Origin of the sequence: Burkholderia sp. IT-111MI5 (assembly GCF_949752865.1) — a bacterium.
Classification (GTDB): Bacteria; Pseudomonadota; Gammaproteobacteria; order Burkholderiales; family Burkholderiaceae; genus Burkholderia; species Burkholderia pyrrocinia_C.
This window is the reverse complement of sequence record NZ_CATKIF010000072.1, coordinates 198,143-211,535: the sequence shown is the minus strand read 5'-3', so window position 1 is coordinate 211,535 and position 13,393 is coordinate 198,143. Positions and strand designations below refer to the sequence as shown.

General features: G+C 67.1%; 10 protein-coding genes and 1 pseudogene. All 11 read right to left on the bottom strand.

What is annotated here, in order from left to right; genetic code table 11:
• Window positions 1-88 precede the first annotated feature (88 nt).
• Window positions 89-466: pseudogene (locus tag ACM6JT_RS33990) on the bottom strand (aldehyde dehydrogenase family protein); the annotation flags it as partial.
• Between the two features lie 75 nt (window positions 467-541).
• A complete protein-coding gene (locus ACM6JT_RS33985; RefSeq protein ID WP_034182386.1) occupies window positions 542-1,726 on the bottom strand; it encodes a M20 aminoacylase family protein in 1,185 nt (394 codons plus the stop codon).
• Window positions 1,727-1,794: 68 nt separating this feature from the next.
• Window positions 1,795-3,252 carry an aldehyde dehydrogenase family protein gene (locus ACM6JT_RS33980; protein WP_414858137.1) on the bottom strand — a complete coding sequence of 486 codons (1,458 nt, stop codon included), beginning with the start codon at window positions 3,250-3,252 and terminating at the stop codon, window positions 1,795-1,797.
• Window positions 3,249-4,526 carry an NAD(P)/FAD-dependent oxidoreductase gene (locus ACM6JT_RS33975; protein ID WP_034182388.1) on the bottom strand — a complete coding sequence of 426 codons (1,278 nt, stop codon included), beginning with the start codon at window positions 4,524-4,526 and terminating at the stop codon, window positions 3,249-3,251. Before ACM6JT_RS33975 ends, ACM6JT_RS33980 begins: the two co-directional genes overlap by 4 nt.
• 135 nt (window positions 4,527-4,661) lie before the next feature.
• Entirely contained in the window at window positions 4,662-5,987 is a 1,326-nt protein-coding gene (locus ACM6JT_RS33970) for an NAD(P)/FAD-dependent oxidoreductase (RefSeq protein WP_034182389.1), read from the bottom strand.
• Window positions 5,988-5,989: 2 nt separating this feature from the next.
• Complete coding sequence (locus ACM6JT_RS33965) at window positions 5,990-6,724, bottom strand: cupin domain-containing protein (RefSeq protein WP_407973032.1); 735 nt, start codon at window positions 6,722-6,724, stop codon at window positions 5,990-5,992.
• A gap of 313 nt (window positions 6,725-7,037) precedes the next feature.
• Window positions 7,038-7,493 (bottom strand): helix-turn-helix domain-containing protein, encoded by a 456-nt coding sequence (locus tag ACM6JT_RS33960; protein ID WP_414858096.1) that lies wholly within the window; start codon window positions 7,491-7,493, stop codon window positions 7,038-7,040.
• A gap of 248 nt (window positions 7,494-7,741) precedes the next feature.
• Complete coding sequence (locus ACM6JT_RS33955; RefSeq protein WP_414858095.1) at window positions 7,742-9,613, bottom strand: ABC transporter ATP-binding protein; 1,872 nt, start codon at window positions 9,611-9,613, stop codon at window positions 7,742-7,744.
• Window positions 9,613-10,569, bottom strand: coding sequence for an ABC transporter permease (locus ACM6JT_RS33950; protein ID WP_034182604.1), 957 nt, complete (start codon window positions 10,567-10,569; stop codon window positions 9,613-9,615). The genes ACM6JT_RS33955 and ACM6JT_RS33950 overlap by 1 nt, the downstream gene beginning before the upstream one ends.
• Before the next feature lie 30 nt (window positions 10,570-10,599).
• Entirely contained in the window at window positions 10,600-11,553 is a 954-nt protein-coding gene (locus ACM6JT_RS33945) for an ABC transporter permease (RefSeq protein WP_034182392.1), read from the bottom strand.
• A 79-nt stretch (window positions 11,554-11,632) separates the two neighbouring features.
• A complete protein-coding gene (locus ACM6JT_RS33940) occupies window positions 11,633-13,219 on the bottom strand; it encodes an ABC transporter substrate-binding protein (RefSeq protein ID WP_414858094.1) in 1,587 nt (528 codons plus the stop codon).
• Window positions 13,220-13,393: the final 174 nt, after the last annotated feature.

The following is a 13,393-nucleotide window of genomic DNA, read 5'->3' as shown; positions in this document are numbered from 1 at the left end:
GGGCGCTGCGCATGACGCGCACGCGGAGCGCCGGCCCGCCTGTCGCCGCAGGTTCGCGACCGGGCGATGGCCGCCCGGTGAATACCATTTAAGCATCGACAAAAAGCGCAGTTGCCGCGTATTCGCGCACGGCGCACGCATCATCCGCTGTTTTGCGCGGCCGCGGCAGCACACCATGCGGCAGCCCGCGCGCACCGGCCGAATGCCGTCCGATCCGGTCATGGAACGCGCCGGCGCCATTCGTCACGCCCCCACTCTTGAAACGCGGATTCGCCTCGTACGCATAGCGGCCGAGGTCGGCCGTATGCACGCCTGCCGCGAGCCCGTACTTGTCGTGCGCGGCGAGCGCGAGCGCTTCGTCCTCGTCGTCGAACGTCCGCACCGTCGATACCGTCCCGAAGATTTCATCGCGCACGGCAGGCGACTGGGTCGTCACGCCGGTCAGGATCGTCGGCGCATAAAACGCCTTCCAAATGGCGCCGTTCCGCAACCGGGTGCGCGCGACGAATCGATCCCGGGAACGATGGATCGAACCGCCGCGTCAAACGGTCCCGAAGTAGTGCTGCGCCAAGGCGACCCAATACCGGACGCCGGCCGGAATGATGTCGTCGTTGAAATCGTATTTCGGGTGATGCAGAGCCGGCGCGGCCGGTCCGGCCGGCGCATTGCCGATCAGCACATAAGCGCCGGGCCGCTCCTCCAGCATGAAGCCGAAGTCTTCCGACGTCATGTTCGGCGGTACGTCGCGGTAAAGGCGTGCGTCGCCGAACGTCTCGCGAATGACCGTTTCGCAGAGCGCCGTCTCGGCCGGCGTGTTGACCGTCGCGGGGTAGTACTGAAAGAACGCGACCTCGACTTGCGCGCCATACGCACGGGCCAGCCCCTCGCACATGAGCTGGACATCGCGCTGCAGCTTCTGCTGCAATGCCGACGATAGCGTGCGAATCGTCCCGCGCAACTCGGCGCTGTCCGGAATGACATTGTCCGTCGTTCCCGCATGGAACATGCAGACGGAAATGACGGCGGGATCCACGGGATCCTTGTGCCGCGCAGCGATGGTCTGACACTGCAGCACCATCGAACACGCGAGGGGGACGGGGTCGACGCCCAGATGCGGCTGCGCCGCATGCGCGCCCTTGCCCGTTACCGTAATCCTGAACCGGGAGCCCGCGGCCATGATCGGGCCGGTACGCAACCCGAAATGCCCGGCAGGCAAACCGGGCCAGTTGTGCATGCCGAATACCGCCTCCGTCGGACATCGCTCGAACAGCCCGTCGTCGATCATCTTCCGCGCGCCCGCGCCCCCCTCTTCTCCGGGCTGGAACACGAAATGAACCGTGCCCGGCAACTGCCGTAGTTCCTTCAGGATTCGCGCGGCCCCGAGCAACATGACGGTATGCCCGTCATGCCCGCACGCGTGCATGACCCCGTGGGCGCACGACGCGTGCGCAAAGTCATTGGCTTCCTGGATCGGCAACGCATCCAGATCGGCACGGAGCACGATGCCGCGGCCCGGATTCGCACCGGGCAGGCTCGCGACGACTCCCGTGCCTCCGATCCCACGTGAAACCGCGTAGCCAAGGTCTTCAAGCTCACGGGCGACGACGTCGGCCGTCCTGTGCTCTTCGAATCGCAACTCGGGATGCGCATGCAGATCGCGGCGCAATGCCGCCCAGTGCGCGTGATGCGTTTTCAGCGACGCCTCGGGGATGACGGGGATTTCCAATCTCGGCACCTTTACCAAGCAAACGGATTCAAATGTGTACTGCCGCCGCATCGCGCGCAGCAGCTGCTTCAATCATGGAAACCCAGGATCGACTTGATCTCCATGTACTCTTCCATCCCTTCGATCCCGTACTCGCGACCGTTCCCCGACTGCTTGTACCCGCCAAACGGAGCCTGCGGGTCCCATGCCGGGTAGTTCAGATGCACCTGACCCGACCGGATGCGCGCAGCCACCGCGCGCACGCGTTCCTTGTCGGTGCCCTGCACATGTGCGCCAAGCCCGTAAACCGTATCGTTCGCGATAGCGATGGCTTCTTCGACGGTGTCGTAAGGAAGGATCGCGAGGACCGGACCAAAGATCTCCTGCTGCGCGATCGTCATGTCGGTGCGGACATCGGAAAAGACGGTCGGCCGCGCATAAAGGCCTCGATCGAAACCCGCGGGCCGTCCGGGCCCACCGGCGATGAGCTTCGCCCGTTCGTCGATGCCCGCGTCGATCATCTGCCCGACGCGATCGAACTGCGCGCGATTGGCCAGCGGGCCATGCGTCGTCGCTTCGGCGAACGGATCGCCGACGACCATCCGTTCCGTTGCCGCGACGACCAACGCTTCGACGCTATCGAGAAGGCTGCGCGGTACGATCATACGGGTCGGCGCGCTGCACGACTGCCCCATGTTCCGGAACGCGGCGGCAACGCCCGGCGCGACGGCGCGCGACAGGTCCGCATCGGGCAACACGATGTTCGGCGACTTGCCTCCGAGTTCCTGCGCAACGCGCTTGACGGTCGGAGCCGCCGCTTGCGCAACCAGTACGCCCGCACGCGTCGACCCCGTGATCGAAACCATGTCGACCTCCGGGTGCGATGCGAGCGCCGCGCCCACTTCCGTTCCACTGCCGCTCACCAGATTGAATACGCCCGCGGGCACGCCCGCATCGGCGATCACTTCCGCAAACAGCAACGCGCTGAGCGGCGACAGCTCGCTAGGTTTCAGGACCACGGTACAGCCCGCTGCGAGAGCCGGGCCGACCTTCGCCGTGATTTGATAGATCGGCCAGTTCCACGGCGTGATCAGCGCGCACACGCCGATCGGCTCGCGCACGACCGCGGTCGTCCCCCGCCGGGTCCGGAACGGGTAGCTGGCCAGATTGTCGCGCGCGACCCGGATATGTTCGGCCGCAAGCGGCACATGGGCACCGCGCGCATAGCTGATGGGCGCGCCCATTTCCATCGTGAGCGCCGTGGCGAACAGTTCGGCACGCTCGAGTATCAGCGCATGAACGCGGTCGAGCAGCGCGGCGCGCTGCTGCGGCGACGTCGCGGCCCAGCGTTCGAAAGCGTCGCGCGCGGCCTGCACTGCGCGGTCGGCGTCGCGTGCGTTCCCAAGTGGAATTTCGCACAGCGTGTCTTCAGTGGAAGGGCAGACGACCGCAAACCGATCGCCGCCGTCGGGCATGACCCAGTCTCCGTCGATGAAGAATCGATTCAGCCTTCCGGCTTGCATCAGGTGACGAACAGGTGAATTCATTGCAGGGTGTCCTTGAGTCGGTACCACGCGCCCACGAACGGCAAAAACCATGCTTTGCCGAAGTGGCCGGGAATAGCGGGCCAGTCGAAACTGTTCCACGGGTTGAGATCGGCTCGCCCGTCCATGATCTCTGCCATCAGCGTGCCCATCAGCGTGGCCATGTGCGTGCCGTGGCCGCTATAGCCCATCGAGTAATAAACACCTCGTCGCTGGCCCGCGCGCGGCAGGCGGTTGGCCGTCATGTCGACCATGCCGCCCCAGCAATGGTCGATGCGCACGCTGGCCAGTTCGGGAAACACGGCGGCCATCTGCTGTCGCAGGATCAACCCGCTCTTTTCGTCTGAACGGGGGTTGGACGTCGCAAAACGCGCACGCCCGCCAAACAGCATCCGGTTGTCGGGCGTGACGCGAAAGAAGTTCACGAAGTTCTTCGTGTCGGTGACCATCCGGCGAGTCGGCAGCAGCCGGTCCAGAAGTTCGCGCGGCAAAGGCTCGGTGACGATGATGAAAGCGCCGACCGGCACGATCCTGCGTCGGATCCAGCCGAACGGCCCCACCTGCGAAATGCCGCTCGCCAGAAGAACCTGGCGCGTACGGATCTCGCCGAGCGGCGTTCGCAACGCGTATGCGCCACCCGCCTCCCTCTTTAACCCGAGTACCGGCGCGCGCTCCAGGATGTGCGCACCGCGCGCTTGCGCGGCGTTCGCAAGGCCGCGCACATAGCGGCCGACGTGCATCCCGGCACTCTTCTCGAAGATCAACCCGCCGTGATAACGGTTCGAGCCGATCTCGTCGCGCAGTTCCGCCTTCGTCACCACGCGCGTGTCCGGATCCACGCTCGCGGCGAGCAGCGCCTGACTTCGCACGAGCTTGTCGTAGTGCTCCGGCTTCGCCGCGAGCTTGAGCTTTCCGCAGCGCACGAAATCGCAGTCGATCGACTCCTCCCTGACCAGCCGCTCGACCGTGTCGACACCCGCGTCGAACGCACGATACAAGCGGTTGGCCAGTTCCGTGCCGATGCGCTGCGACAGTGCAGCGTAATCCTGCGCGAAGCCGTTGTTGCACATGCCGCCGTTGCGTCCCGACGCCGCCTGCCCCACGGTGCCGGCTTCACAGACGACGACGCGTGCGCCTTTTTTCGACAGCGCCAGTGCAGCCGCCGAACCCGTGATTCCGCCGCCCACCACGACCACGTCGCAACTTCCGTCAGGCAGATCCGGCGAGCTGCTCACGAATGGCTCGGACGTATCGAGCCAGTAGGAACTGAAACGCATCACACACTCCAAAGCTGGCGCACCAGGCTGGAAAGCCGGCGGGCATTCGCCGCACCGATCCGGTTGGTCGCGCACGATCCGAACCGAAGCGCATCATTCGAACGCCGCCACCGCCTTCCGCGTGACGGCCGCAAACTAAAAGTCAGCGACCTTGCCCCACGCGGATTCGCCGAATCGGCCGGGCCGATACGGTAGCGGGTCGACGATCGGCCGCACACCGGTGGCGAGATCCGCGATCAAGTGACCCGCGCCCGGGCCGATGCCGAAGCCGTGCCCGGAAAAGCCTGCCGCCAGGATCAAGCCCGGCACGCCCGGCACTTCGCCGATACCCGGGACGCCGTCCGGCGTGCTGTCGACGAACCCGGCCCAGGCGTGAGTGATCGTCGCTTCACGAAGTTCGGGCAGCAGTTCGACGGCACGACGATACGTTTCGTTGACCGTCGGCATATCGGGCTTCGGATCGAGAATGCGCACCGCCTCCATCGGTGTCGGCGCATCGAGTCGCCACCGCTTCAGCGATTCGTGACCGCCGCGCATGCCTTCGAGGCCTCCCGGAAGAAGGCTGCGCCAGCGCTTCGCGAACATCGGCACGAACTGCGGCGCGAATCGCAGGAACTGCGGCGTCACATCCACGCGCGCGCGGCCGCTGATGGCCAGTGCGTAGCGTCCGTCGCTCCGACGCGTAACGGACACGCCGGAGGTGTACAGCGCATCCGGCAAGCGCTGTTCGACAGGCGACACGCTCAGGATCGACTGACGAATCGAGGCCTGGGGAAAACGGATGCCGAGCTGGCGGCAGAACGACGACGCCCACGCGCCACCGGCGAGCACGGCCGTTCTGGTCTTGATCACCCCGGCTTCCGTCACGACGCCGGAAACCCGCCCGCCCTCGAGTTCGATGCCGCGGGCCGCGCAGTGCTGGTTGACGCTGCCGCCGAGCTTCATCAGTGCAGCGGCCACGGCCGGCGCGGCCTTCGCCGGGTCGGCGGTGCCGTCGCTCGGCGAGAAGACGCCGCCCTTCCAGGGCCGACCGGTCGGCTGCCCGCGCTGGCTCGCTTGCCGGCTGTCGAGCATGTACGTCGTCACGCCCGCGGTCTTTGCGAACTCGCCCCAATGGGACCAACGCGACAACTCGGCTTCGTCATTGCTCAGATACAACAGCCCGCAACGATGAAAACCCGTGTCTTCGCCGGATTCGGCGGCAAATCGTTCCCAGAGATCGAGGCTCTTGCTTGCCATCGGCAACTCGCGCGCGTCGCGGTTTTGCTGCCGGCACCAGCCCCAGTTGCGGCTCGACTGCTCGGCGCCGATCCTGCCCTTCTCGACCAGCGCGACCGAAACCCCGCGCAGGGCCAGGTAGTAGGCGGTAAAGACGCCGATGATCCCGCCTCCGATCACGACGACGTCAGCCGCGGCCGGCAGCGTGGGCGAAGTTTGTATGTGCTGCAGTGGAGGCGACATGATCAATGTTGCCCGGTTGAAGGCCGGACGTCTTGCACGACGTAGAACTTCGCCACGCGATCGCTGCTTTCCCATCCGATCGATGCGCCCTGCGGGACGAAAAGCGCATCGCCGGCGCCGACCGACAGCACGCTGCCATCAGGCGCGGCGAACCGTACGCTGCCGGCCAGCAACTGCATGAACTCGTTCACGCGATGCGGGCGAACGATCCGATGGTACGGCGTCGAATCCCACGTACCCGCGCAGTAACCTGCGCCGTCGTCGGTGAAGACGTTGTCACTGCGGCATTGCGGAGCAGGACCGAGCAGCACGTCGGCCGGCAGCGATGCGGACGGCTTGAAGTCGGCATCGGCGCGCAGCGCAAAGAGGCCGCGTTTCGTCGGATTCCTGCAAGCCGCCGCGCAGAACATGAAAAGCACCGGCGATGCTGCACTGACGCGGACCGTTGTGCCGCTGCCGATGACCGCCCCGGCTTGCGGGCCGAGCACCAACGGCGCCGCTCCGGGCACTTCGAGCGTAAGCTCTCCTTCCACGACGACGATGGTTTCAATGTGCGGAAAGCTCGGCACGTCGAGCTCGCCCACGAAGCCGATACGGCCCGCGGCCATCGAGTCGGGGCCTTCCCATGCGATCTCCCGATGTCGCCCGAACGGGTCGTTCTCGCCGAATGACTCCCTGCGGAAGACGGTTGACAAAGGCGTGCCGTCGGCACGGTGCAACACGAATGCTACGGTCATTTCTGCTCCTGCGCATTGCGCGACGATCTTGTTGAAATGTCCTCGGGCGGTACCGGAAATCGTTGTTCTCGCGACTTCGTTTCCGGAAACCGTCAGGAGTATTGATCTGTTGGATAAAGCGTATTCGTTGCGAAATAATTCAATCGCGCGGCTGATGGTTCGTGCCTGCAATTATGCTTCTCGGACCTTCCCGACTGATTAACTTCCAGAAAATCGATCGTTAAATACGGTTTAATGCGCAAGCCACGGGCCGGCAGGCGGCTTCACCGAGCAGCCAGGGCCGGTCGCAGCCGCGCGCCCGCTCCGCTTTCGCCTACGCGGCCTGGCAGGACGCGCCGCGGCGTTCATCGCGCGTGCGCAGCGACGACGTTCGCCCCTGCGCCCCGCCCGACCGCGCGCTCACGTAATCGCGCGGCGTAATCCCGAGCACCCGCCGGAAATGCCGGCACAGATGGCTCTGGTCGAAGAAACCGACTTCGGTCGCCACGACCGACGGCGCCACGCCGCCGCGCAGCAAGTCCTGCGCACGCCGAACACGCACCAGACACAGATACCGATGCGGCGACAGCCCGATTTCGCTGCGAAAACGCGCGGTGAAACGCGACACGCTCAACCCGGCCACCGCCGCGAGCGTATCGAGATTCAGCGGCTGCGCGAACGACGCATCGATCGTGCGCAGCACGTCGCCGATGGCCGGCGATACGGGCCGCCCGACGCCAGCAGCGCGGGGCGCCGCACTTTCGACCGAATCGTGGAACAGAGCGACCATGTTCGCCATCCTCATGCGGCCGCCTGCGCGGCCGTTACCGGCGCGACGAAGCGCGCGATCGCGAACGACTCGATCGGCGTGCCGGTCGCGCCGGTGTCGATCGGTTTAATCACCGTCAAGAAGCGCAGTTGCGGCATATTCGCGCACGGCGCACGCACAATCCACCGTTTTCCGCGACTGCCGCAGCAGCCTGTGCGGAAAGCCGATCGCCGGCCTGCGCGAGCGCGGTGAACCAATGGTGCGGCCCACTACAGGCGCACCGGCTGCACCGGCGCGACGACCGCCGCCGGCTCCGCCTGGAAGCGCGTCAGGTCGGCCTCGCTGCGGTGGCACAGCACCTGCGCACCGTTGTCGAGGGTGCGCAGCACGGGTGCCGTTTGATTGCATACGCCGTCCACCCGCATCGGGCAGCGCGACAGGAACGGGCACAACCCGGCGTTGTCCGCGCTCGCACCGATCGGCACCAGCGGCCGGTGGCAACGCTCGGCCGCATCGTCGAGCCAGCCCGCGCGCAATTCCGGCGCCGACGACACGAGCAGGTGCGAATACGGGTGATAAGGCGGCGCGCACAGCGCGTCGCGGCTGCCCGTCTCGACGCGGCGGCCCGCGTACAGCACGACGATGTCGTCGCTGATCGCGCGCACCTTGGCGATGTCGTGCGTGATGAACACGTACGACACGCCGAGCTTCGCCTGCAGTTCGCGCAGCAAATCCATGATCGCGGCGCCGACCACGGTATCGAGCGCCGACGTCACTTCGTCGCACAGGATCAGGTCGGGCTCCGCCGCGAGCGCGCGCGCGAGGTTCACGCGCTGCTTCTGCCCGCCGGACAATTCGCCCGTGCGCCGCCCGGCGACGGCCTGCGGCAGCCGCACGAGCTCGAGCAGTTCCGCGACGCGCCGCCGTGCGCGCGCGCCCTTGATCCCGTGATAGAACGCGAGCGGTCGCGCGAGCGTGCGCTCGACGGTATGCACCGGATTGAGCGCGGTATCCGCGTTCTGGAACACGATCTGCACGCGGCGGTGCTGCTCCTTCGTGCGCTTGGCCGTATCGAGCGCGAGCGGCTCGCCGTCGAGCAGGATCTGCCCGCCGGTGGCCGGCACCAGGCCCGCGATCACCTTCGCGAGCGTGGTCTTGCCCGAGCCCGATTCGCCGATCACGCCGACCGTCTGGCCGCGCCCGATGTGCAGGTCCACTTCGTGCAGGATCACCTTGGCCGGCCAGCCTTTCGCGGTGCGGCCGCCGTAGCCGGCGATCGCGCCGCGCACGTCGAGCAGCGGCGCCGGCGCGGCGGGCGCGGATTTCTCCGCCGGTTCGGCATCGCTCGGCGCGACCGCCGCGATCAGGCTCTGCGTGTACGGATGCACGGGCGCATGCAGGATCTGTTCGGTGTCGCCCGACTCGCGGATCACGCCGTCGCTCAGCACGATGATCCGGTCGGCCATCTGCGCGACGACGGCCAGATCGTGCGACACGTACACCGCGCTCATGCCGTAGCGCCGGATCACGCTCTTGAACGCCTGCAGCACGTCGATCTGCGTGGTCACGTCGAGCGCCGTCGTCGGCTCGTCGAGAATCACCAGCTCCGGATCGGTGATCAGCGCCATCGCCGCCATCAGACGCTGCAGCTGGCCGCCCGACACCTGGTGCGGATAGCGCTTGCCGATCGTCTCCGGCTCCGGCAGCGCAAGCGCGCGGAACAGCTCGACCGCCTTCGCCTGCGCGTCGCGCTTCGTCAGCGTCCGGTGGATCAGCGCGCTCTCGATCACCTGGTCGAGGATCGTGCGCGACGGGTTGAACGCGGCGGCCGCGCTCTGCGCGATGTACGCGACCCGGCGGCCGCGCAGCGCGGTCAGCGCCTGCGCGGACAGCGCGCAGACGTCCGCCCCGTCGAGCTTGACCGAGCCGCCGGCGATCCGGCAGCCGGCGCGCGCATGGCCCATCAGCGACAGCGCGATGGTCGTCTTGCCCGAGCCGGATTCGCCGATCAGCGCGAGCACCTCGCCGCGCCGGACGTCGAAGTCGACGCCGTCGACGATCGTCGTTTCCGCACCGCCCGGCCGGCCGCCGACCACGCGCAGCCCGCGCACCTCGACGAGCGGGTTCGATTCGTGTCGCATCAGTGTGCTCCCGCGGCGCCCGCCGCACCCTTGCGGCGGCCGCGATGCGGCAAGCCGTCGATCAACAGGTTGACGCCCACCGTCAGGATCGCGATCGCGACCGCGGGCATGATCGCGACGGCCGAGCCGTCGCCGAGGCTGGCGATGTTCTCGCGCACGAGCGAGCCGAGGTCCGCATACGGCGGCTGCACGCCGAGCCCGAGGAAGCTCAGGCCGCTCAGCAGCAGCACGACGAACGTGAAGCGCAGCCCCGTGTCGGCGAGCATCGGGTGAATCATGTTCGGCAGCATCTCGACGCACGCGATGTACAGCGCGCTCTCGCCGCGCGCTCGTGCGACCTGCACGAATTCGAGCGTGCTGATGTTGACCGCCAGCGCGCGCGCGATCCGGTACGAGCCCGGCATGTAGCTGATCGCGGCCGTCACGATCAGCAGCGGCAGCGACGAGCCGAACGCGGCGACGATCATCAGCGCGAACATCTTCGACGGGATCGACGTGAGCGCATCGAGCACGCGGCTCATGGTTTCGTCGACCACGCGGCCCGACACCGTCGCGAGCAGCCCGAGCGTCGTGCCGGTCAGCGCGGCGAGCAGCACCGCCGCGAGCGCCAGCAGCACGGTCAGCCGCGTGCCGTACAGGATCCGGCTCAGCATGTCGCGGCCGAGGAAGTCCGAGCCGAACGGCAGCTTCGCGCTGAACGGCGCGAACACGTCGGGCGTCACGATCGTGCCGACTTCGTGCGGCGCGAGGAACGGCGCGAACACCGCGACGAACAGCATCAGGCCGGCCATCGACAGGCCGATCCAGCCGCCGGTGGTCAATGCCGGGCGCATCGCGCGGCGCTTGCGCGGCTGCTCGGGAGAAGGTGCGGCAGGCGGCGTGTCGCCCCGCGACGGGCGCGGATCGCCGGGCGGCGGCAGCGCGCTGCTGCGTTGTACGGGTTCGGTCGGGTGCATGTTCGGCATCTCGGGAGAAGGACGGGACGGTCAGGTCCGCAGTCTCGGGTTCGACACGATCGAGCAGAGATCGGCGAACAGCACGAGCGTCAGATAGGCCACGCAGAAGATCAGCGTGCACGCCTGCACCAGCGGGAAGTCGCGGTTGCCGACCGCATCGACCATCAGGCTGGCGAGGCCCGGATAGTTGAAGATCGTCTCGACGACGATCACGCCGCCGAGCAGATACGACAGGCTCAGTGCGATCGCATTGGCGATCGGCCCGATCGCGTTCGGCAGCGCATGGCGCAGCACCACGCGCGCGGGGCTCGCGCCCTTGAGCACGGCCATCTCGACATACGACGCGCTCAGTTGCTCGATGACCGCGGCGCGCGTCATCCGTGCCATCTGCGCGATCACGACCGCGCAGAGCGTCAGCACCGGCATCGCATACGCGCGCAGGAAATCGTGGACGCTTTCGATCGGGCCGCTGTACGACAGCGCGGAGAGCCAGTGCAGCTTCACCGCCAGCACGAGCACGGCGACCGTCGCGATCAGGAATTCCGGCGTCGCGACGAGCGACAGCGTGCCGAGGCTGATCGCGCGGTCGATCGCCGACTCGCGCTTGACCGCCGCGAGAATGCCGAGCACCAGTGCAATCGGCACCGATACGCAGGTCGTGATCGCCGCGAGCGTCAGCGACTTCGGCAGGCGCCCGCCGATCATGTCGGACACCGGCATGTCGCTCGACAGCGAACGGCCGAAGTCGCCGTGCAGCAGGCCCGCGAGCCAGTGCACATAGCGCACGTGGGCCGGCATGTCGAGGCCGAACTGCTGGCGCAGCGCGGCCACCGTTTCCGGCGTCGCGGACTGGCCGAGCGCGGCCTGCGCGGCATCGCCCGGCAGCAGGTTCGTGATCGCGAAGATGATCACGGACACGATCAGCAGCGTCAGCGCGGTGACCGCGATGCGGCGGCCGATCAGTCCGAGCAGAATGCGGTTCATGGCGCGGCCCTCAGGGAAAGTTCGAGCTTTGCCGGCGCGGCAACCCGCACCGGCAACGCGGCTGCGACGGGCAACGGCGTCACGCGTTCCACCACACGTTCTCGGCGAACATGAAGCCCATCATCCCGCCGGTCGGGATCGAACCAAGGCCGCCGAGGCGCTTGTCGTAGCCGTCGAGGAAACTGATGAACGCCGGGATGCCGACCCTGCCCTGCTGCGCGACGATCGCCTGCATGTCGCCGTACATCTGCTTGCGCTTCGCATCGTCGGTCTCGGAACGCGCGGCCAGCAGCAGCTGATCGAACTTCGCGTTCTTCCAGCCCGACTCGTTCCACGGCGCATCCGACTTGAAGAACTGCGTGAACAGCACGTCGGCGCTCGAGCGCGGGTTGATGTTGCCGAAGCCGAGCGGATGCTTCATCCAGTGGTTCGACCAGTAGCCGTCGGCCGACACGCGGTTCACCTGCAGGTTCAGTCCGATCTTCTGGCCGGCCTGCTGCAGCAGCACGGCCATCTCGATCGAGCCGTTCGCGTCCGACGTCGCGTAGATCGGCGGCAGCGTCACGCCCAGCGCGCCCGCTTTCTGGAACAGGAATTTCGCCTTGTCCGGATCGTGCGGCCGCTGCGGCAGCGACGCGTTGAAGTAGCGATGGCCCGGCGGAATCGGCTGATCGTTGCCGATCACCGCGTAGCCGCGGAACACCGCCGAGCGGATCTGCTCGCGGTCGAACAGGTACTTCATCCCCTCGACGAAATCCGGGTTCGCGGTCAGCGGGCTTTCGCTGCGCATGATGAGGTCGGTATAGAGCCCCGACTTGGTTTCCCTGAGCGCATAACCGGGTGTCGACGCGACGCGCTGCGTCGAGCGCGGATCGATCGCATTCACGAGGTGCACGTCGCCCGACAGCAGCGCGTTCAGGCGCGCGGCGCTGTCGCTGATGCCGATCAGCTCGATCTCGTCGAGATACGGCATTCCCGGCTTGAAGTAGCTGTCGTTGCGCACGCCGACCGTCGACACGCCCGGCTTGAACGTCTTCAGCTTGTACGGGCCGCAGCCGATGCCGGTCGTGAAGTCGGTCGTGCCGTCCTTGACGATCACGAACTGCGGCGTCGCGAGGATCACCGGCAGGTCCGCGTTCGCGCTGGCGAGCGTGAGCGTGACTTCGTCGGGCCCGGTCGCCTTCGCGTCGGTGAACTGGTCGGCGATCGTCTTGACCTTCGAAGCCGTGGCCGCGTTCTTGTGGCGCAGCAGCGAGAACACGACGTCGGCCGGGCCGACCGTCTTGCCGTCGTGGAACGTGACGCCCTTGCGCAGCTTGATGACCCAGGTCTTCGCGTCGGTCGTCCGCAGCGATTCGGCCAGGTTCATCTGCGGCGTCAGGCTGGCATCCAACTGCGTGAGGCCGCTGTAGAACATGAAGAAGCGGATGTAGTCGGCGCCCGTCGAGCCCTTGGCCGGGTCGAGCGTATCGGCCGTCGAACCGGATTCGTTCGCCACGCGGATCTTGCCGCCGCGCTTCGGCGCGGGCGCGGCGAACGCCGGCTGCGCGCCCATCAGCAGTCCGCCGGCGCCGGTGGCCATCATGCCGGCCGCCGCCATGGTCCGCATCATGTCGCGGCGCGTGAAGCCGCGGTGATCTCCGCCGTTGTCGATATCGTCGCTCATCCGAACTGCTCCTGACTGTGGAAAGTGGGTCCTGGGGTCCAGCGTGGTTCGTGATTCCCGCCGCGCCCGCCTGCTGGTAGCGAGTGCAACGTCGTACGCATTGAGTTCATTTAAGCACCGCCAAAATGGCGGTTGTCGCGATTCGGGGCGCCTGCACGACACGATTCGACCGTT